Origin of the sequence: Pseudomonas sp. Pse35, assembly GCF_024519715.1 — a bacterium.
Lineage (GTDB): Bacteria > Pseudomonadota > Gammaproteobacteria > Pseudomonadales > Pseudomonadaceae > Aquipseudomonas > Aquipseudomonas paracarnis.
In genome coordinates this window covers 98,202-119,489 of the sequence record NZ_JALJRP010000015.1, presented here as the reverse complement: position 1 = coordinate 119,489, position 21,288 = coordinate 98,202, and the positions used below count along the sequence as shown (strand labels likewise).

General features: G+C 60.9%; 16 protein-coding genes. 12 read left to right on the top strand and 4 right to left on the bottom strand.

The window, feature by feature from the left end; translation table 11 throughout:
- Nucleotides 1-112: 112 nt before the first annotated feature.
- On the bottom strand, nucleotides 113-745 hold the full coding sequence (locus OC445_RS15005; RefSeq protein ID WP_034128205.1) for a glutathione S-transferase family protein: 633 nt from the start codon (nucleotides 743-745) through the stop codon (nucleotides 113-115).
- Between the two features lie 215 nt (nucleotides 746-960).
- Between OC445_RS15005 and OC445_RS15000 the strand changes: the two genes are divergently transcribed.
- Nucleotides 961-2,037 (top strand): aldo/keto reductase, encoded by a 1,077-nt coding sequence (locus OC445_RS15000; RefSeq protein WP_054898365.1) that lies wholly within the window; start codon nucleotides 961-963, stop codon nucleotides 2,035-2,037.
- 355 nt (nucleotides 2,038-2,392) lie between these two features.
- The gene (locus OC445_RS14995) at nucleotides 2,393-3,598 is read left to right on the top strand and encodes a DUF1835 domain-containing protein (RefSeq protein ID WP_057975002.1); all 1,206 of its coding nucleotides are present in this window, start codon (nucleotides 2,393-2,395) and stop codon (nucleotides 3,596-3,598) included.
- A gap of 15 nt (nucleotides 3,599-3,613) precedes the next feature.
- On the opposite strand, the gene OC445_RS14990 is transcribed toward OC445_RS14995, so the two are convergent.
- Nucleotides 3,614-4,135, bottom strand: a complete 522-nt coding sequence (locus OC445_RS14990; protein ID WP_014719098.1) for a hypothetical protein — start codon at nucleotides 4,133-4,135, stop codon at nucleotides 3,614-3,616.
- Between the two features lie 198 nt (nucleotides 4,136-4,333).
- Here OC445_RS14990 and OC445_RS14985 point away from each other — a divergent pair, with 198 nt between their 5' ends.
- The 10 genes from OC445_RS14985 to OC445_RS14940 all read left to right on the top strand — a co-directional run bounded on the left by OC445_RS14985 (nucleotide 4,334) and on the right by OC445_RS14940 (nucleotide 19,090).
- On the top strand, nucleotides 4,334-5,023 hold the full coding sequence (locus OC445_RS14985; RefSeq protein WP_014719099.1) for a molecular chaperone: 690 nt from the start codon (nucleotides 4,334-4,336) through the stop codon (nucleotides 5,021-5,023).
- A 23-nt stretch (nucleotides 5,024-5,046) separates the two neighbouring features.
- Nucleotides 5,047-6,030: a fimbrial protein gene (locus OC445_RS14980; RefSeq protein WP_054898363.1), complete on the top strand. Its 984-nt coding sequence runs from the start codon at nucleotides 5,047-5,049 to the stop codon at nucleotides 6,028-6,030.
- A 57-nt stretch (nucleotides 6,031-6,087) separates the two neighbouring features.
- Nucleotides 6,088-8,886, top strand: coding sequence for an ATP-binding protein (locus tag OC445_RS14975; protein ID WP_054898362.1), 2,799 nt, complete (start codon nucleotides 6,088-6,090; stop codon nucleotides 8,884-8,886).
- Nucleotides 8,873-10,066 (top strand): EAL domain-containing protein, encoded by a 1,194-nt coding sequence (locus OC445_RS14970; RefSeq protein WP_003192443.1) that lies wholly within the window; start codon nucleotides 8,873-8,875, stop codon nucleotides 10,064-10,066. Before OC445_RS14975 ends, OC445_RS14970 begins: the two co-directional genes overlap by 14 nt.
- 70 nt (nucleotides 10,067-10,136) lie before the next feature.
- Entirely contained in the window at nucleotides 10,137-13,310 is a 3,174-nt protein-coding gene (locus OC445_RS14965; protein ID WP_198790598.1) for a hybrid sensor histidine kinase/response regulator, read from the top strand.
- 23 nt (nucleotides 13,311-13,333) lie between these two features.
- A complete protein-coding gene (locus tag OC445_RS14960; RefSeq protein WP_054898360.1) occupies nucleotides 13,334-13,981 on the top strand; it encodes a response regulator in 648 nt (215 codons plus the stop codon).
- Between the two features lie 198 nt (nucleotides 13,982-14,179).
- Nucleotides 14,180-14,782, top strand: coding sequence for a fimbrial protein (locus tag OC445_RS14955; protein WP_014719104.1), 603 nt, complete (start codon nucleotides 14,180-14,182; stop codon nucleotides 14,780-14,782).
- Between the two features lie 75 nt (nucleotides 14,783-14,857).
- Nucleotides 14,858-15,598, top strand: a complete 741-nt coding sequence (locus OC445_RS14950) for a molecular chaperone (protein WP_014719105.1) — start codon at nucleotides 14,858-14,860, stop codon at nucleotides 15,596-15,598.
- Between the two features lie 85 nt (nucleotides 15,599-15,683).
- Nucleotides 15,684-18,194 carry a fimbria/pilus outer membrane usher protein gene (locus tag OC445_RS14945; protein WP_054898359.1) on the top strand — a complete coding sequence of 837 codons (2,511 nt, stop codon included), beginning with the start codon at nucleotides 15,684-15,686 and terminating at the stop codon, nucleotides 18,192-18,194.
- 59 nt (nucleotides 18,195-18,253) lie between these two features.
- Nucleotides 18,254-19,090, top strand: a complete 837-nt coding sequence (locus OC445_RS14940) for a 5'-nucleotidase, lipoprotein e(P4) family (protein ID WP_054898358.1) — start codon at nucleotides 18,254-18,256, stop codon at nucleotides 19,088-19,090.
- A gap of 171 nt (nucleotides 19,091-19,261) precedes the next feature.
- Here OC445_RS14940 and OC445_RS14935 read toward each other — a convergent pair whose 3' ends face one another.
- Nucleotides 19,262-19,684 (bottom strand): RidA family protein, encoded by a 423-nt coding sequence (locus OC445_RS14935; protein WP_032896335.1) that lies wholly within the window; start codon nucleotides 19,682-19,684, stop codon nucleotides 19,262-19,264.
- 11 nt (nucleotides 19,685-19,695) lie between these two features.
- On the bottom strand, nucleotides 19,696-21,279 hold the full coding sequence (locus OC445_RS14930) for a flavin monoamine oxidase family protein (protein WP_262020201.1): 1,584 nt from the start codon (nucleotides 21,277-21,279) through the stop codon (nucleotides 19,696-19,698).
- Nucleotides 21,280-21,288 lie beyond the last annotated feature (9 nt).

Here is a 21,288-nt window from a genome sequence, read left to right as displayed (position 1 = left end):
CGCAGCGGCCCTGAAAGCTGCCAGCGCGGTTTGGCTGAATAAATACGGCAGCCTTGTTGGGGCTGCTGCGCAGCCCAGCGGGAGCAAGCTCCCTCGCCACAGGTGTTGGGCTTCAACTCGATTGCAAACCGACAGCCGTGCGCGGCATGCCGACAAAACCCGGCAGTGCTTCGATGCTGGCGAGCCAGGCGCGTACCTCAGGGTAGTCGGCCAGGGACACATTGCCTTCCGGCGCATGGGCCACGTAGGTGTAGAAAGCGATATCGGCAATGCTGGGCTGCTCACTGGCGAGGAAACGGCTCTGGTTCAGTTGCTGTTCCATCACGCTCAGCAAGGCATGGGCACGGTTGATTGCACTGACAGTGTCCACCTCGGCGCCAAACACCGTGGCCAAGCGCGCCGTGGCAGGCCCGGCATGGAGTGGGCCGGCGGCGGCCGAGAGCCAACGCTGCACCCGGGCTTGCCCGACAGGGTCGCTCGGCAGCCATTCGCCGCGGCCATAGGTGCTGGCCAGATAAATCAGGATCGCATTGGAGTCGGCCAGTACCGTGCCGCCGTCATCAATCACCGGCACCTGGCCAAAGCTGTTCAGGGTGGTGAGGAACTCAGGCGTTTTATGCGCACCTTGCTTGAGGTCCACCAGGATAAATTCACTCGCCAGCCCCAGCAGGGACAACATCAGTTCGACCCGGTGGGAATGGCCGGACAGGGGGAAACCATAGAGTTTGATCGCAGGCTGGGTCATGACAGGCTCCAAATGAGTGGGTATCGACGCCAGGGATGTTCTACCACTGCCATGTCTGGCGGAATGACCAGGATTCACAATCCAGCATTTCATCCAGCGAAACAATCTTCATTGACGTCATAGCCAAGCTTGGCGCGAGGTTTTCATGAAAAAATTCAAACTATCGCCGTCCCCATCGTTCACACCTTCACGTGCAACGTTAAGTAGGAGGCAACATGCAGTACCGACAACTGGGTCATTCCGGCCTGCTGGTATCGGAAATCATCCTGGGCACCGTGCCCTTTGGCGGTCGCGCAGAGTTTGAAAAATGCGGGGCGGTGGACGTGCCCCTGGCCAAGCGCATGTTCGATATGGCGTTCGACGCCGGAGTGAATATGGTCGACACCGCCGACCTCTATTCCCACGGCCTGGCCGAAGAAGTGGTGGGCAAGGCGCTGGGCGACAAGCGCAACGACATTCTGCTGGCCACCAAAGGCCGCAGCCCGGTGGACGACAACCCCAACAACTCCGGCTCGTCGCGCTACCACTTGATCCGCGCCTGCGAAGCCAGCCTCAAGCGCCTGGGCACAGACCACATTGACTTGTACCAACTGCACAACTGGGACGGCATGACGCCAATCGAAGAGACCCTGGAAGCCCTGCGCCTGTTGGTCGGCTCAGGCAAGATCCGCTACTTCGGCACCAGCAATTTCACCGCCTGGCAGATGATGAAAACCCTGGGCAAGGCTGAACTGCACGGCATGCTCAAGCCGATTACCCAGCAGATCTACTACACCCCGGAATCCCGCGAGGCCGAGTACGAGTTGCTGCCGTTGGCCCTGGACCAGCAGGTTGGCACTTTGGTGTGGGGCCCGATGGGCGAAGGCTTGCTGACCGGCACGACCCGACGCGGGCACAAGCCGCCCGCCAATACCCGCCAGGGCAGCGGTTGGCCGGAACCCTACGTCCACGACCAGGAGCGTGCGCTGGACATTATCGAGACCCTCGCCGCCGTCGGTGATGAACACGGCGTCTCGGTCGCCCGCACCTGCCTGGCCTGGCTCAAGGATCGCCCGGGGATCACCTCGCTGATTATCGGCGCCCGTACGGAAGCACACCTGCGCGATAACCTGGCGGCCACCGAGCTGAAACTCACCGAAGAGCAGTCGGCGCGCATCGAAGCCGTCACTCGCCGTCAGCCGTTGTACCCCTACTGGCACCGCTTCACTGCCGGGATTGATCGTTTTGATCCAGCGGAGCAACCCTTCCTGGCCGAGCATCAAAAAACCCTGGATGCGCGCCAGGACAAGTAAAACAGCACCCGCTCCAATGCCGACGAATTAAGCGAACGCAATGCTCAAAGCAACGAAGATCCAATGTGGGAGCTGGCTTGCCTGCGAAAGCGGTGGTGCAGTAACAGATGCAGCGACTGACCTACCGCTTTCGCGAGCAAGCCCGCTGCCACACAGGGACTGCGCTTGACTGAGTGGCACTGGGGCAATGCCCACATTTTCAGGGTTGCACCGAACGGCAATGCTGCCTATATTTCCCGTCTGGCGCTCTCTACGCCACCTTCCGCGGAAAGGGCTGCGCCCAAGACATCCCAGCTCCACCTCATTTCTACGACTCCCAACCTTGAAGCGGAAAAGGTTTGTGCAAGGAGCTCGTATGTCGCAACGCCCTTTAGCCTCCACTACCCATGGCCGCCTCAACCTTGAGCAGCAGCGCAAGCGCGCCAAGGAACTGTTGTCGCAGCTGAAAAGCCTAGACCCCAGCGCAACCTTGTCCCAGGCTCAATGGCAGGTAGCCAAACAGCTGGGCTTCGCCAGTTGGCCCAAGCTCAAGGCCCACGTCGACGCCCTCGACTTTGCCGCCCGCCACCCTGGTTTCGATGCCAGCGATGAATCCCGCACCACTCATTGGCGGTGTGGTAATGATATTGCCCACAGCCTGCAAGTGGCCGGGTTCAAGGGACAGTTCCGGATGCTCACTGACCCGTTGTGCATGGGGCCAGTGCGTGAACTACCCAGCGAAGCGTTCCGAGCGATGCGCAGTACCTTTATCAGTCAGGCCTTTGCCCTTGACTCCACTGAAGTTGCGCATCGCATCAACGATGAATACAACCAACTACAAGCCTTGAACAACGCCGATCACAGTGTGCTGTGGTGCGAGGCGGACGCCTACGATCAATTGTTCCTGGTCCGCGCCCTGGCTGGCCTTGAGCAGGCGCCGCGCAAGCTGGAGCTGATTGAGGCAGACCGAATTCCCGGCGTCGAGCGATTTATCGGCATAGGCCAATTGGCCCCCGATGTGCTGGCCTGGCTCTGGCCGCAGCGGCGCTTGATCGACGACGACGCAGTGCAGTTGGCCAAACGGGCCTGGTCGGCTTACTGCGACAGCTCACCGCTCAAGCTCGCGGAACTGGCCCATGGCAATCACCCTGCCCTGCCCTTTCTGGCGCCGGCGTTACGGCGTCAGTTACAGGAGTTGCCGGGTCTCGAGGACGGGTTGTCACTGACTGAACGTTTGTCCTTGAAATATATTACTGAGGTCGGGCCTGTGCCTTTCGGTCGGGTGTTTGCCGAGTTGATGGCCAAGCGCGAGCCACTGCCTTTCCTGGGCGATATGATGTTTCACGCGCTGCTGCGCCCATTGATTGATGGGACGGCGCCGCTGCTGATCGAGACCGAAACGAACATGGAGTGGCCGCGCCGCGTATTGGCGCTGACGCCACTGGCGCAGCAGGTACTGGACGGCAATGCCTGCTGGCTGGACCACGCCAGCCATGAGCGCTGGGTCGGTGGTGTGTGCCTGCGGCCACGGCAACCTCACTGGGCACTGGACCATGATGATCTGCCCGTCTGGCGTGACTGATGCTGCACGATACGATCAGCGCTTGGGAAACAACCCCACAGCACATGCCACCACCGTCGGGTCGCCTTGATAGACCGCCCGCGGGCTAATCGAAGGCTGGGACGCTCGGCCGTCCACGGCGTGCAGCATGGGCCACTCAGCGATCGGAGAACTGTGTGCCGGATCGACAATTTCCATGCAGCGTCGTAGGGAGGTGAAGTCGGGCGACTGTGACAATGACAGGTGCAGGGTCTGGCTAACCGAGACCGACACTACAGAGCGCTGCGCACATTGCCCGTCATAGATCAGCGTGTGGCGGATCAACGGGTTGTCATGGCAGTACTTGAGCAGGTTGACCTGCCGTGAGTGCACCAGCGCAGTGTTGATGATCAGCAGGTCAAACGCCACAACGCCCGAGCGTGTCAGTGCCTGCAACTCGTCGAACGAACTCAACGGGGCGATGCGGTGATAGCCCAGCTGGTTGAGCATTTTCTCGATCTTGATCCGTTGCAAAAGCTCTGCATCGGCAATCAGAAGGCGTAACGCTTTATTGGACATAGGGTAAACCTGACAGTTGGGCATCCGCGTCGATCATTCAACGCTGAGCAAAGTAACCGTCAGGGGTGAACCCTGACTTTAAGGCGATTCTGAAACGGCAATCAGGGGCACACCGTACTTTTAAGAATCGCCTCAAAGCCTTCGTGCCACTCGCTACCTACCATGGTCTGCGTTCCCTCACCCGACCATGGAATTGCCGTGTTCATGTTTCTACTCAGAGTGGTGCTACTGGCCTGCGGGCTGCTGGTGCTTGCACCCCCGCCTGCCAATGCGGCGCTGAAGATCGAAGGCACCCGCCTGATCTATTTCGGCCAGGACAAGGCCGCCGGTATCAGTGTGGTCAACCAGGCCTCGCGGGAAGTGGTGGTGCAAACCTGGATCACCGGCGAGGACGAATCAGCCGACCGTACCGTGCCCTTTGCCGCCACCGAGCCATTGGTACAACTGGGCGCCGGGGAGCATCACAAGCTGCGCATACTGTATGCCGGTGAGGGCTTGCCCAGCGATCGTGAATCGCTGTTCTGGCTCAATATCATGGAAATCCCGCTCAAGGTCGAAGACCCCAACAGCGTGCAATTCGCGATCCGCCAGCGGCTCAAGCTGTTCTATCGCCCTCCCGCACTCCTGGGCGGCTCGGCCGAGGCGGTGCAGCAGTTGGTATGGAGCAGCGACGGGCGCACGGTGACGGCCAACAACCCCAGCGCCTTCCACCTATCGCTGGTCAACCTGCGAACCGACAGCCAGACACTCAGCGATTACCTGCTGCTCAAGCCTCATGAACGCAAAACCCTGACCGCGCTCGACGCTGTACCCAAGGGCACCACTCTCCACTTCACCGAAATCACCGATATCGGTTTGCAAGCCCGTCATAGCACGGCGCTCAACTGATAAATCACGGGGTATTTGAACCGATGTCACTGACCAAACGCTGTTTACCGCTTCTGGTGTTGGCCTGCGCGGTCTTGCCCGCCACCAGCCACGCACTGGCCTGCCGCGAGGACGGCACCAACTCGATCATCACCCAGGAAGCGCTGGGTACGGCGCTGGCGGTCGCCGCCGACGCACCTAACGGCACTATCATTTGGGAATCAGGCCCGCGCTCGACCAATGTCATCTGCAAGGACGACTACCTCCACGGCCGTGAGGAAGTGTATTTCTACGTCAACCCCGCCAGCGTGAGTATCGGCACCGGGATTCGCGTGGGCATTCGCTACAACAACCAACCGATTACCCAAAGTACCGGCAAGGTCGGTACCGGTTTTTTCTCCGACCGAGGCTGCAATTTGTCCAACTGCGTGGGCTGGGACAAGGCGCGCTTCACCCTCAATTTCAGCGTGTTCATCGAGAAGTACGACCCCACGCCACCGAGCGGCCAGGCCAGCACGCTGACCTCTTACCGCGTGTTCCAACTGGACGGCGTGCGCGGGCTCAACTCACGCCCCAACAGCAACTTCAATTATGTGGTCACTGGCATGAACGATATCCGCTTCGTGCCTTGCACTCCCGAACTGACCATCAGCCCCAGCGTGGTCAACTTCCCCACACCTTCGCGCAAAGCCTCGATCGGTGAAGTCGCCAGCAGCGCAAACTTCAGCCTGAACCTGCGCAAGGGTTGCGACACGCCCTATACCGTCAGCGCACGCTTCGCCACCACGCCGGGCGGCGGCAGTGTGAACAATGGCCTGCTGGTGCCGGACAACAACAGCTCAGTCGGCATCTCGCTATCTCGCGCCGAGAGCCAGCAGCAACTGCCCTTCAATAACTGGTTCACGCTGCAGGAACTGATGGGCCTGGGCCAGAGCCACGATGAATTCCGGGCCGACCTCAAGTGGCGCACCCTACCGATTCCAGGAGCGTTCGATGCTGCCGTGGTGGTGGATATGTACTACAAGTAGGTGATTTTTAAGGATCGTCTTATGCCACCGGCAAAGGCCCAGACGTAAAGTCCGCCGATGCGATTGAAAAGTTATCTGCTCCAGATCAACCCCGTCCTCTCCCGACCCGAAGCAGCCAGAAGGCTGCTTCGTATTTTTGCGAGCGTGCTGCTGGTAGGCATCCTCAGCGGGGTCTATACCTTTTTGCTGTCGACCTTCAACAACGACATCTCCCAGCGCCGCGGCTACATGAGCAGCGCCATTGCCGAAGCCCATACCTTTTTCACCAACCGCCAAGCCCTGCTCGAAAGCCTGAGCCTGTCGGCAGTGCGCAAGCAGTCCAGGGTCTATCCATCCTCGGCCGAAGAACAGCACCTGGAATTGGGCGACACATCGGGCAACCAGTGGAGCATCTGGCTGACCGCACGCATGCGCGACTACCTGAAGGCCAAACAGCTGAACCTACTCTATGTCAACGCCGGCCCCAACCCGCAAGTGATGCGCCTTTACGACGCCACCGCGCAGGTATTGCCGATTTCCAAATGCATGCTCAACCGCCTCAAGGCCCTGCAGCACACCGACCCGGCCACACTTAACGAACTTTGGCTGAGCGACAGGACTGAACAGCACTCGCACCTGTACATCTTCATCCGCCTGGACGAACGCGACCCCGACTCCGGCTGGCTCGGCCTGGAGATGGATAGCCGTGAAGTCTCCTCGACACTCAGCGACCAGAGCGCCGGCGAGTTCATGATGCTCAATTCCCAGGGCATGCTGGTGTTCACCAACAGCACCGATACACAGTTGAGCCAGCAACAGCTGAGGCCCGGCGAAGACAGTTTTTTCGGTTTTGTCGGCAACGGCTGGCTACCCGACCACCTGGTGATTCGCAAACACCTGAAGTCCTCTGAGTGGCAGTTGATGTACTCCATCGACCTGCGTGCAGTGGTCACTGGCCTGTGGAAACAGCTGCTCGGTTCGTTGTTGCTCTGCCTGTTCAGCCTGACGCTGATCGGGCTGGTGATGCGCCGCGTCGACCAGCGTTTTATCATTCCGTCGATCCATCGCATCCAGGCGCTGATCGAAAGCGAAGCCTTCGGCCGCGATGTGATCCAGACCGCTCCTGTGGCCCTCTGCGTGCTGCGCCGCACCGACGGCCAGGTGGTACTGGAAAACGCCCTGGCCCAGCAATGGCTGGGTAACGGGCCGGAGCGCGAGGCGCTGCGCGCCGGCTGGATCGAGCAAGCCTTTGCCAACGGACCTTCCGAGCGCAGTGACTACTTTGAAACCATCGATGGCCGTCACCTGTACCTGAGCAGTGCACCCACCCGCTACAAAGGCGAAGACGTGCTGTTTTGCGCCTTCAGTGACATCAGTGCGCGCAAGCAGGTCGAGGCGGCGCTGGAAGAGGCGCGGCAATCGGCGGACGCAGCCAACGCGGCAAAAACCCTGTTCCTGGCGACCATGAGCCATGAAATCCGTACACCGCTGTATGGCGTGCTCGGCACCCTGGAACTACTGGCTCGCACGCAACTGGATGCACAACAAAAGGACTACTTGCAGGCGATCGAAGGCTCATCGTCGACCTTGCTGCAACTGATCTGCGATGTGCTGGACGTATCGAAGATCGAGGCCGGGCAGTTGGCACTGGAGATGGGCGAGTTCTCTGCGCTGGACCTTGTGCATGAAATCATCCAGGGCTACGCCGCAGCGGCCCACGCCAAGGGCCTGCAGTTGTATGCCTGCTTTGATCCCAAGCTGCCGGAACGTCTGATCGGCGACGTAACGCGCATCCGCCAGATTCTCAATAACCTGCTCAACAACGCGGTGAAATTTACCGACTATGGGCGCGTGGTGCTGCGGGTCAAGGTGCTGGGCCGCGACGGAGAACGCTCCAGTCTGTTGTGGCAAGTCTCGGACACCGGCAAAGGTATCGCCCAGGAAGACCAGGCGATGATCTTCGAGCCGTTTTACCAGAGTGAGGGCAATACCAATGTGGTCGCCGGCACCGGCCTGGGCCTGCCTATCTGCCAGCGTCTGACGGAGTTGATGAACGGCAATATCCGCATGGTCAGCGAACTCGGCCTGGGCAGCAGTTTCAGCCTGATCCTGCCGTTGGAAGAAGCATCTGTTCCACCGATGACACCGTTGCTGGCCGAGACCATTTACGTGGCCTCGCCGATCCCGGAACTGGCAAACGCCGTCGCCGGCTGGTTGCGCCGTTGGGGTGCGAGGGCCCAGGCCGGCTTGCCGACGCTGGCGGACACACATCTGCTGTTGCAAGTGCACCCCGGCAGTGTCGACCCGTTGCTGGTGCCCGAGTGGCCCGGGCCGGTGATTCACGTGAGCAGCAACGCCTGCCCCGGCGTAGAAGCCGACGCCGGCGCCTGGCACGTCAACCTCAACCACCTGGGGGCTATTCATCAGGCCGTGAGCCAGGCGCAAGGGCTATGGGTGGCCCGTGCCGATGAGCAAACGCACCGGCGGGATCTGAACAAACTCAACCTGCACCTGCTGGTGGCCGAGGACAACATCATCAACCAGCTGATTTTGCGTGATCAACTGGAAGAACTCGGCTGCACCGTGGAGCTGGCGGCCGACGGTCAGCAAGCGTTGCAGCTCCACACCGCCGGCAACTTCGACGTGGTGTTGACGGATGTGAACATGCCCCATATCAACGGCTATGAACTGGCGCGTGAACTGCGGCGCCAGGGCTGCACGTTGCCGATTATCGGGGCCACCGCCAACGCCATGCGCGGCGAGGCCGACCTGTGCCTGGCCGCCGGCATGAACCATTGCCTGGTCAAACCCTTTGCGTTGCGGGCTCTATTCAACTCCCTGGCGCCTTATGCACGGATCACCCATGAAGCCCCTTAGTATTCTGATTGTAGAGGACCATCCCCTGCAGCATATCTACCTGCAGAACTTGCTCAGCGAGTTGGGAGACTTCCTGCTCGAAACCGCCGAGGATGGCAAAGAAGCGCTGGAGCGCCTGCGCCAGCGGGACTTCGACCTGGTACTGACCGACCTGCTGATGCCCGGCATGGACGGCGTGCAGTTTATCCAGTGCCTGGCCAGCCTGCGCTGCAAGCCGGCGCTGGCAATCATGAGTGCGGCGTCGAGGCGCATGCTGATGGCGGCCAGCCTGGTGGCGAAAAACCTCGATGTGGAAGTGCTTGGCCTGATTTCCAAGCCCGTGAACGCCGAGGCCTTGCGCACCCTGGTCAACCAACTCAGGAACAGGGTGCGCACGCCTACCCCCGAACTGCCCGAGCACATGGACATCGACCGTCACACGCTGGTGCAGGCCATGAGCAGCGGCCAGTTCCAGGCCTGGTTCCAGCCGAAAAAATCCCTGGCCAACGGCCGTATCGTCGCTGCCGAAGCCCTGGTGCGCTGGATGCACCCCGAACAAGGCGTGATGCTGCCTGCCGCGTTCCTGCCGGCAATCAAGGCGTTCGAACTGGAGGAGCGGCTGTTGTGGCTGGTGCTCAAGCAAGCGATCCACGCCCAGGAACACTGGCGCCAGCGCGGCTATGAAATTCCAGTGTCGATCAACCTGCCGACCCACTTGCTCAACAGCCATGACCTGGCAGACCGTTTGCTGGAGTTCGTGCTGCACCACGATGGTATCCCGGGAATGATCTGCTTCGAGTTGATGGAATGTTCGGTGCCGCAGGACATCAGCAATTTCTACGCCGGCGCCTGCCGATTGCGGATCAAGGGGTTCGGTTTGTCCCAGGATGATTTCGGCAAGGGCTACAGCTCCTACCTCAATCTGGTGTCCACGCCATTTACCGAACTGAAGATCGACCAGGCGCTGGTGCAGGGCAGCCACGACAACGAAGGCATCGCCCAGGCATTGGCGAGCATTATCGCGCTGGGCCGCAAGTTGGGTCTGACGGTGGTTGCCGAGGGCGTGGAGACCCCGCAGCAATTGGCGCTGCTGCGCAAAATCGACTGCAATCAGGTGCAGGGGTTCCTGATCTCTCACGCAGTGTCTTCGGACCAATTTCAGCAGCTACTGAACAATGATGGCCCTGCGACATCTCACTAGCTGGCGGCCACGATCATAAGGAGTAAGCTCCATCCAGTGCCGATTTATCCTGCGCCTGCGGAAACCCCTGATGAAGCACAATAACGCGATTCTCGAAGCCTTTACCCGCAGCTCATTGCGCCTGAACAAAGGCTTGATGGTGTTGATGGGAATCGCGTTGCTGCTGATGCTGACCAATTACTGGTCTCTGCACCGGGGCGTCGAAATTCGCTACAGCGCGATGCGCTTTCACTTTGCGCGGCTGATGGAAAACCTCGCAGAACAGCAAACCTACCTCAAGAGCCTGACACACCCCGGCATCCAGGCCGAACTGCTGCACGCCACCAACGTGCAGGTCAGCCTCAAAAGCCGCATGGTCGACAACCGTCGCACGCTGTACGAGGGCCAGAAGTATTCGTTTTCGGTGCCCTTCAGCGTCAAGTTCGATGAACAGCAGATCAGCACCGCCGCGAGGCCGCCGATTTTTGCCCTGGGTGCGCACTTGACCAGCTACTACAGCGCCTTCTGGTCCTCCTCGCCGTACGAAGCGCCGCAAACCTTCCTGCTCAATCGCCAGGCCGACTACGCCATCACCATTCCGTCCGTGGGCTATCAGCACCGGGAAAGCCCCGAGGATACCGACAACCCGGTGGCCCGGGTCAACGCCGTACAGCAAATCCTTGCACAGGCGCCGCAGCCACTGGAGCAGAATCGGGTGTATTGGCAGGCCGGCCCCGAACCCGAATATTTGCTGGCCTACATCGGCCTGCCACTCGACGCCCAGGGCCAGGCCGTGATCGGCACCCTGCTCGACGTGTCGCAGGTCGACGATGTACAGCGCGCGCTGAATCACTCGGCGTTTGATCGCTTTACCCTGATTGGCCCTGACGGTAACCGGTTGATTGGGCCAGCCAACCAGGCGCAGCTCAGCGATGGTGTGCATTTCACGGCCGACGGCTTTGAATTCAAGGTCACCGAGGCCGGCGACCAGCCCTGGAGCGCGGTCTATGGCCTGAACTACTCGCACTTCTTTCACTCCGCATTGTGGCCGTTGAGCACCATGGCGTTGGTGCTGTTCAGCCTGATTACACTGGGTTGGGCTGGCAGCCGATGGTATCGACGCCAGGTGATCACCCCAGCACAACTGGCCCACGAACGCATCGCCGAAAGCGTGGCGTTCAGCCGCGTGATAATCGACACCGCACCCACTGGGTTATGCGTTGTGCGACGCAGCGATGGCAGGGTATTGATCGAGAACCAGCGCGCCCAGCAATGGCCGGGCACCTCACGCCTGGTGGAGGCAATGGCCGGTAAGCACGATGGCGCCGAGAGCGGTGAGACGCACTTGGAGATCGAAGGCCGGCACCTGCAGATCGGCTTTGTGTCGACCCGCTATCAGGCTCAAGACGTACGCCTGTATGCATTCAACGATATCACCCGGCACATCGAAGACGCCCAGGCCCTGGAAGAGGCACGTCATGCCGCCGATGCGGCCAGCGAGGCCAAGACGCTGTTCCTGGCAACCATGAGCCATGAGATCCGCACGCCGCTTTATGGCGTGCTCGGCACCCTCGAATTGCTCGGACTGACCGACCTCGACCCGCACCAGAAAACGTACCTGCACACCATCCAGCGTTCGTCCGCCACACTGTTCCAACTGATCAGTGATGTGTTGGATGTCTCGAAGATCGAGTCTGGGCAAATGGCGATAGAAGCCGTGGATTTCTGCCCGCTGGACATGCTCGAAGATACCTTGCACACCTACGCCGCCTTCGCCCGGCGCAAGGGGTTGCAGCTTTACAGTTGCATCGACCCGCAGTTGCCGAACTGCCTGATGGGCGATCCGATGCGCATCCGCCAGGTCCTCAATAACCTGGTGAGCAACGCCATCAAGTTCACCGACTTTGGGTGCGTGGTGATTCGTGCCAGGGTGGTGGGCAGCGACGCCAATAATGTCGACCTGGAATGGCAAGTCACCGATTCCGGCGTTGGCATTGCCGAGGCGCAGCAGGCCAAGCTCTTCGATCTGTTCTACCAGGCACCGGACACCGCCAGCGAAGGCGGCACCGGGCTTGGCCTGCCGATTTGCCGGTGGCTGGCGCAGATGATGGACGGCGAAATCCGCGTGGTCAGCGAGCCCGGGCTGGGCAGCAGCTTTACCCTGAAAATGCGCTTGCCACTGTGTTGTGGTGCACTGACCAACCTGCCGCTGATCGAGCCCAGCTCGACGCCGGTGTATGTGCAGGCACCGGTACGCGAACTGGCGCAGGCAATGAGTGACTGGCTCAACCGCTTGGGAATCACCGCCGCCCTGGCCGCGACCACCCAGGACAAAGACAGTCACCACGCGGTACTGGTAGAACTGTTACCCGGCGATCCCCCTAAGCCATGGCCCGGCCAACGTGTGCTCTGCCTGCCCGGTGCACACAGCCCGCCGCTGCACACAGCCCAAGGCTGGGTGGTGGATATGCACGACATACGCACCATCGCCGCCACCGTATCACTGGCGCAGCACGGCAGGCACGAGCAACCCACAGCGACCCGGCCACAAAGCGCCGGGCGGCTAGAGCTGCGCATCCTGGTGGCCGAGGACAACCCGGTCAACCAGGCGATTATCAAGGAACAGCTGGAGGCGCTCGGTTGCTCGGTGAGCCTGGCCGCCAACGGTGAACAGGCGTTGCAGTTATGGCAACCGAAGGCCTTCGACCTGGTGCTGACCGACGTGAACATGCCGTTGATGAATGGCTATGAACTGGCCAGAACCTTGCGTGAGCATGATCCACACTTGCCGATTATCGGCGTGACCGCCAATGCAATGCGCGAGGAAGGCGTACGTTGCCTGGCAGTGGGCATGAACGCCTGGATCGTCAAGCCCTTGAGCCTGCAAACCCTGCGCGATCAGTTGATCAAACTGTGCAAAGTCAAGTCGCCGGTTGAGCCTGACGCCCAAGTATTCGACGATCGCGTGCAACTGTCGGACAAGATGCGCCCGCTGTTCATCAGCAGCGTGCAGCAGGATATGCAGCGCATCGGCGCGGCCCTGGTCCAGCGTGATGCTCATGGCCTCGGCCAATTGCTGCACTCGATCGCCGGCGCTCTGGGCGCAGTGCAGGCGCTCAGCCTGGCCCAGGCCTGCATCGAACTGGAAAGCGCACTTAACCGCGGCAGCCTCGACACAACGCTTGAGCTCAAGGTGAAGACTGTGATGCAGCGTCTGTCGGCCGTTCTGGAGACTCTCCAGCTCGGGCACTCTTCACTCACTTGAACTGGCACTACGGACGGCCCTTTATGAAAAAATTCAACGTGGTAATCGCGGACGATCACCCGATCGTGTTGCTTGGCGTTCGCGAACTGGTAGAGCGTGACATGCGCTTTCAAGTCGTCGGCGAGGCCGTGTGTTCGGCCGGCCTGATCGAGCTGTTGCAGCATCAAGGCGCTGACATCGTGATTACCGACTACAACATGCCGGGCGACTCGCCTTATGGCGATGGCCTGAAGCTGGTGGAGTACCTCAAACGGCACTTCCCGCAGGTACAGATCCTCATCCTGACCATGATCTCCAATCACCTGATTCTCACCCGCCTGCAAGAGCTGGGCGTGGTCGGCATCATCCAGAAAAGCCAGTTGCATACCGAGATTCAACTGGCACTCAAGGCGATCGCCCAAGACAGCGACTATCGCAGCCTGGAGCCGCCAAAGACCTCGGTGATAGAGACCCTCACGGCAATTGACGAGCGCTTTACAAGTTTGTCACCCAAAGAGTTCGAGATCCTGCGCCTGTTTATTTCCGGCATGAGCGTGAGTGACATTGCGCGCCGCCAGAACCGAAGTTCAAAGACCATCAGCGCACAAAAAGTATCGGCCATGCGCAAACTTGAAGTGAGCAGCGACCAGGACCTTCTTGCTTATTGCCTGGAACGTAACATCTTCAACTAACGCATAACTTGCAAGCCATTTCTGGACAATGGCTTCGCCCTTTGTTTTCTGGCTCTTCACTGCTGCAACCGTGCAAATAACCTGCCCGCCCCAGCGCTTATAAGAATCGTCTTATTCGCTCCTACCGCCTCGTCGCCTACTCTTTGCTCGCAGTTCAACAACAGCACTTTTTTCCAACTAAACCTTACGGACATCATCATGAAGAAGTTTTCCCTGGCTGTTATCGCCTCGGCTATTATCGCGGCCTCCGGCAGTGCATTCGCCGAAGGTGAAGCAGCAGCGCCAACCCTGGGCGGCAGCGGCAAAATCACCTTCACCGGCGTGATCAACAACGACGCGTGCTCGGTGGACGGCGCCAACTCCGACCGCACCATTTCGGTGGACATGGGCAACGTTTCGATCAAGGACATGGGCACCGCGGAAAACCCAACCGCAGGTCGTGTGACCGCCAAAGACTTCAACCTGAACGTCAACTGCAACCAGGGCACCAAGGTCGCCATGATCTTTGACGCCAACAACGGCGGTTCCGGCCTGGTCACCGGCAAAAAAGTACTGGCCCTGAACCCGGGTTCGGCCACTGCACAAAACGTCGGTATTGCCCTGCTGGACAGCAAGGGCAGTCTGATTGACCTCAGCTCGCCAAGCACCGCACGCATTGAAAGCACCATGCACGGTGCCGGTACTGAAGGCGGCGACGCCACCCTGAGCTTCGCGGCCGCCTACGTCACTACCGCAGCGGCGGGTTCGTCGACCGCCGGTCGCGGTGACGCCACCCTGCCGTTCATCCTGCAATACGAATAATTCGGCGCACCGGGCACCGAACGCGCGAGGCCTTGCGGCCTCGCCATTGTCTTCTGATTACACCGGATAACCCTCATGCCGCCTCGTTCTATCGCCGCATGTCTGGGGCTGCTGGGCTTGCTCATGGCTACCCAGGCCGCCGCCAGCATTTCATTGAATGCCACCCGTATCGTGTTTGACGGTGACCACAAGGAAGCCAACATCACCGTGCGTAACGGTAACCAGGATGTATTGATTCAATCCTGGGTCGACATGAACGACGCCAGCGCCAGCCGTGCACCGTTTGCCGTCACCCCGCCACTGGCCCGGGTATTCGCCAAGGAACAACAACTGCTGCGCATTCTGTATGAGGGCACCGGCATGCCCACGGACCGCGAGTCGGTGGTGTGGCTCAATGTGCAGGAAATCCCCCAAGCCAGCGAATCCGAGAACACCTTGCAGTTGGCCATCCGCCAACGCATCAAGATTTTTTACCGCCCTGCCGGTCTTACCGGCAGCGCGCTGCAAGCCCCTGCACAGCTTGAATGGACGCTGGCCAAACACGGCAGCCAAACCCTGTTGCAGGTGAAAAACCCGACACTGTACCACGTGTCCATGGCCGACATCAAAGTGCAGGCGGTAGTGGCCAGCGACTCCACCATGATTGCGCCCGGCGAACAAAAACAGTTTGCGCTCAGTGCTCCAGTTGCCAGCGGGCCGGTGCGGTTGTCGTTTTCCAGCATCAATGATTACGGCGCGCAGAATCACTACAGCGCGCCACTGTCTAGCGGCACTGCGCTACCGGCGTATGCGACTGAATCGCGACTTAACCCCTAAGCACTTTCGCTAACTCACAAGCTCACTTCGCGTGCGTGTTTGCGTGCCCGACTGTCCGTCAATCAGGGATGTCATAGGTCTTCGCATGTCTTTTCTTTCCAGCAACAGGCCCGCACGTGGCGTATTGAAGTTGAAGACGCTGTCGCTGGCGATTGCTGCCAGCTTGCCCAGTCTGACCATGGCCGATGACGCTGCGCAAACCTTCAACACCACCTTCCTGCAAGGCTCGCAGTCGCCGGTGGACTTGCAGCAATTGCTCTCGGCCAACAGCGTGCTGCCGGGCAATTACCGCGTCGACCTGTACAGCAACGAAATGCTGGTGGGCCGACGCGATATCGATTTCAAGCGCAACCCGAAAAACGGTCGTGTAGAAGCCTGCCTGACCCTCGACCTGCTCAAGCAACTGGGTATCGACCTGCACCGTTTGCAGGCCGAGGGCAAACTTGACCCGCAGCAGCCGCAGGACTGCTACGCCCTTGCCGACATGATCGAAGACGCCAGCGTGCGCTACGACAGCAGCCGTCTGCGCCTGCTCGCAAGTATCCCGCAGGTGGCGATGCAGCGTGGCTTGCGCGGGTATGTCGACCCACAGTTGTGGGACGACGGTGTGCCCGCCGCTTTCATCAACTACCAGCTCAACAGCAGCCGCACCGCCGGCGACTATAAAACCCGCATTGCCAATAACCTGGGCCTGCGCAACGGCATCAACCTGGGGGCCTGGCGCCTGCGCAACGAGTCGAACCTGAGCGGCGGCACCGATCGCTCGAACACCTTCACCAGCAACCGCACTTACTTGCAGCATGACGTCACCGCGATCAAGGGCCAGTTCAGCGCCGGTGAGATTTTCTCCGACACTGACCTGTTCGACAGCGTGCGCTATCGCGGGGTCAAGCTCGCCTCTGATGATGGCATGCGCGCCGACAGCGAGCGCGGCTATGCCCCCGTAATCCGTGGGGTGGCGCAGACCAACGCGACGGTGGAAATCCGCCAGAACGACTACATCCTCTACACCGCCAACGTCGCGCCAGGCCCGTTCGAGATCAACGATATCTACCCCAGCGGCTCCAACGGTGACCTGCAAATCACCGTGATTGAAGCCGACGGCACGCGCCGGGTGACGATGCAGGCGTTCTCCAGCCTGCCGATCATGGTGCGCGAAGGCCAGGTGAAATACAGCGTCTCGGCGGGCACGTTCAAAAGCAATGCCGATGGCCTGGCCTCCCCGCGCTTTCTCAGCGGTACGCTGGCCTACGGCTTGACCAGCAACCTCAGTGGGATTGTCGGTGTGCAAGCCAGTGAGGACTACAGCGCGCTGTCGATCGGTGCCGGGCGGAACACCTCGTTCGGTGCGTTCTCCCTGGATACCACCCATTCGTCCAGCAAGGCCCAGGGGCGAACCTCCCAGGGCAGCAGCGTACGCGCCTTGTACGCCAAGACCTTTGCCGGCACCGATACCAACTTCACCCTGGCCGCCTATCGCTACTCCACCGAGGGCTATCGCACCCTCACCGACCATGTGGAAGACAGCAGCGAAGACCTGCGCGTACGCACCGGCCACTCGAAAACCCGCACCGACCTGACCATCAACCAGAGCATCGGACGCAACAGCGAATTCGGCAGCCTGTATGTGAACGCCAGCGACCAACGCTACTGGAATCGGGGCGGCTCCCAGAGCTTTTCCGCGGGCTACACCGGCAACTGGGGCGACCTGAGCTACAACCTTGGCGTGACGCGCACCAAGCAGATCGTCACCTGGGGCGAGCCGAGCAGCGACACGCAGGTGAACCTGTCGGTGTCTTTCCCGCTGGGCAGCCAGGCCCGCGCGCCACGGGCGTTTGTCACCACCAGCCACCAACGTGGCGATACCACCACCCAAGCGGGCATCAATGGCTACGTGGCCGATACCAGCGACACTTTCTATTCGGTGCAGGCCGGCCACAGTGACACCAGCGGCGACTCAGGCTCGGTGAACGTCAACAGTCGCACCGCCGTGGCAGATGTCAGCCTCGGTTACAGCCAGGGCCAGGGCTACAACTCACAGAACTTCAACCTCGCAGGCTCGGTGGTGGCTCATGCGGGTGGCGTCAACCTGGGGCAGACGGTCAGCGAGACCTTCGCCCTGGCCGAAGTACCAGGCGTCTCTGGTGCCAAGATCAGCAGCTACAGCGGGGTGGAGACCGGGTACAACGGCTATGCCGTGGTGCCCACTGCGCAACCCTACCGGGTCAACTGGATCAGCCTGGACACCCGCGATCTGGGAGGCGACGTGGAAATCACCAACGCCACCCAGCAACTGGTGCCGCGCCGTGGCGCCATCGTGGTGGCGCATTACAGTGGCACTAGCGGGCGTCGCGTATTGTTTGAGTTGTTTGATGCCCAGCATCAACCGCTGTCGTTTGGTGCCTCACTGGAAGACGCCAATGGCAAGCAGTTGGCGATTGCCGATCCGAATGGCAATGCCTTGGCACTGGTGGAAGAGGATCAGGGCACGCTGATCATCAAGTGGGGTGAGCAGCATTGTCGTGCCACCTATGCGTTACCACCGCAGAACAAGGCGCTGAACTATGAGCGCCAGTCACTGGTGTGCACGCCTTGATTGTGCGGGTAATTGCGCTACTGTGCTGACCACGCGCCTACCCTCTGCGAGACTTGCTCATGCGTAACTTGTTATTCGCCAGTGTCTGCCTGTTGACCACCGCTCTGGCAGGCTGCCAGCAAACACCCCCGGCCAACGACCAACTCGATGCAGTGCTCTGGACCCAGACGTCCATCGAACACGAGCTGATCTACCGCCAGCTCTTCGCCAATGCCACCCGCCAACTGGATGTCGCCCTGGCCGACCCGAGCTGGGACGCCCTGCCCTTTGCCCCACGCAACATGGCCGGCTTGCCCCCGGCCGTGGTGGTGGACATCGACGAAACGCTGTTGGACAACGTGCCCCTCAACGCCCGCGATATCATCAATAATCAGGTCTATTCCTATGACCGCTGGAACACCTGGGTCAACCAGGCCAAGGCCCAGGCACTGCCAGGCTCGGTAGCGTTCCTGCAGGCGGCCCGGCAAAAAGGCATCCAGGTTTACTACCTCACCAACCGCGAGCACAGCCAGGTCGCGGCCACCGCCAAAAACCTGCGTTTGCGCGGCTTTCCGATTGAGAGCGACGCACAGATCCTGGCGGCCAGCACCCCCACCGGCCACTGCGAAAGCGCGGGTTATGGCAAGAACTGTCGTCGCCAGTGGGTCGCCAACCATGCCCGCGTGCTGTTGATGGCAGGTGACTCGCTGGGAGACTTTGTGCAAGCCGAACACAACACCCTGAATGCACAACGCAAGGCCGTCGAACCCTATGTGAATTGGCTAGGCCAGCGTTGGTTCCTGCTGCCCAACCCGAGCTACGGCAACTGGTATAGCGCGCCGTATGGGGATGATGAGAGCTTGCCGTTTGCGCAAAAACGCAGGCTCAAGCAGCAGGCATTGCTGTTGCAGGAGTAGGTGGAACCTCTGCCATGATGATCGTTCCCACGATCTGCATGGGAATACATTCTGTGACGCTCCGCGTCACCTTGTGCAGTGCGTGGCGCTTGCGAGGCGATGGGACGCGGAGCGTCCGGGGCGGCATTCCCACGCAGAGCGTGGGAACGATCCGCAGAGTGACGGGTGTGATCACACCGCCCTGGCCGCAATCGCCTCCACCTCCACCAACGCCCCCGGCAACGGCAACGCCACTACTTGCAACGCGGTGCGCGCCGGTTTGTTTGGCTGTTCGGGCGTGCCAAAGAACTGGGTATAGCCGCGCTGCAACCCGGCAAAATCCAGCTTGCCATCGGTCTCTTCGGCGCCGACCAGAAACACCCGTAACTGCACGATGTCGCCCAGGTCCAGGTCGTGTTGGCGCAGGATCTGGCGCAGTTTGTTGAACACTGAAACGCTCTGCACTTCGGTGTCGCCATATACCCCAGGCACCTTCGGGTCGGCGGGGTCCGGCAGCGTGCCGCTGACAAACACCAGGCTGGCCGAGGCCGGCACGGTGACGGTTTGCGAGATGGGGAATTCGCCGACGCTGGTGCGTTGGATGCTGTCGCTCATGGTGAGGCTCCTCAGGATGCGGCCAACGCCGCGAGTTGGTGTTGTTGGGTGATGCGCTCGGCCAGTTGCGCGACCACATGGCGCGCCGAGTTGGCTGCCGATTCCTGCCAGATACCCACGCCGCTCTGCACCAGGCCGTCGCCGGCGAAGTACACCCGGCCATGGGGCTGTTCAAGCAGGGCGTGGGCCTCGGCGGGGAAGTGTTCGCGTTGCAACCACGGGCCTTCGCTGTAGGGGATCTGCTCCCAGGACACCGCCAGAGGATTGCGCAAGTGCCTGGAATAACCTGGATGCAACAGCTCCACGGCTTGCCGGGAAGCGGCGTACTGCTGATCGAGGGGCTGGCCGCCAAACACGTCAGCGCCCTCGCCGGTCACGTAACCGGCCACCAGCACGCCTTCGCGGGTGTTGAGGTCGTTGCTGGGGTACCACAGCGGGCGCGCCGGGTGCTCGATCCACGACAAGCCGCCGTAGGTACGGTAGTCGGTCTCCCAAAAGCGCGGGGATTGCCAGGCCACCTTGGTCGCCTGGTCGCTGCGGGTGCTGAGCAGGGCCGCCTTGACCGGCGCGCTGAAGTCCGTATCGAGCTTGGCCAGCAGGGGCAGCGGCAAGGTGGAGACCAGAAAGTCGGCACGCACCACCTGTTCACGGCCACTGTGCTGGTCGTGGTAGGTCACCGCCACGCCGTCCTCCAGCTGGCGGATCTGCCGCACCTGGGCGCCCAGTTGCACCTGCTCCTGCACGCGTCGGTAGAAGGCCTCGGTGATGCGGTCCATGCCGCCCACTGGCTGGAACATGGTGGCCGAAAACTCCGGAAATTCGGTGTGTAACAGAGCGCCCCAGAGTTCCGGGTGCAGCAAGCGGTCCAACCCCAACGGTTTATGGCGGGCGGGCAAGGCGCCAGGGTGGGCGGCAGATTCAAGGTGCCCGGAGCGAAGGGTGCCTTCAAAAGCCAACTCTTGGGACAGGTCACCGTACACCTGCAAAAAACCGAGCAGGCGTGTGCGCTCTTCGCCACTTAATACATCATCGAGAGCGTCGCGTTGCACCGCTTTGGCCAGCAACCCCGACAGATGCCCGCGGGTATCGTTGAGCGCCTGGCCGACACTGAACGCCGCTTGGCTGAGGTCCGGCCGCACCTGGGCGCCATGGCTGCTGTTGACCAGCACTTCCAACGGCACGCCAAGCTCACTGCAATAGTCGAGGATCGTGCGGTGCTGGCTGGGGATGCGCGCCGGCCCGGCGTTGAAATACTGGCCTGGGTCAAACCCCACCGTCTGCGAGCGACCGTCCTTATAGTCCACGCGGTCGCCGTTACGCAGGGTCCAGGTGCGGCCACCCACGCGCTCGCGGGCCTCCAGCACCTGCACACTGAAGCCGGCGCGTGTCAACTCCAGCGCAGTGACCAGCCCGGCAATTCCGGCGCCCAGCACCAGAACCCGAGTGCCCTGCCCCAGGTCGTCCTTGAGTTTCAGCGGTTGCGGTCGGCGGTGTGACGATGGGCCCAGACCCAACACCGCCAATGCGTCCTTGACCGCCTTCTCACCGCCGACTGCGGCAATACTCGATAGCGCTTCACGTCGTGTCAGTCCCATGTCGATGCT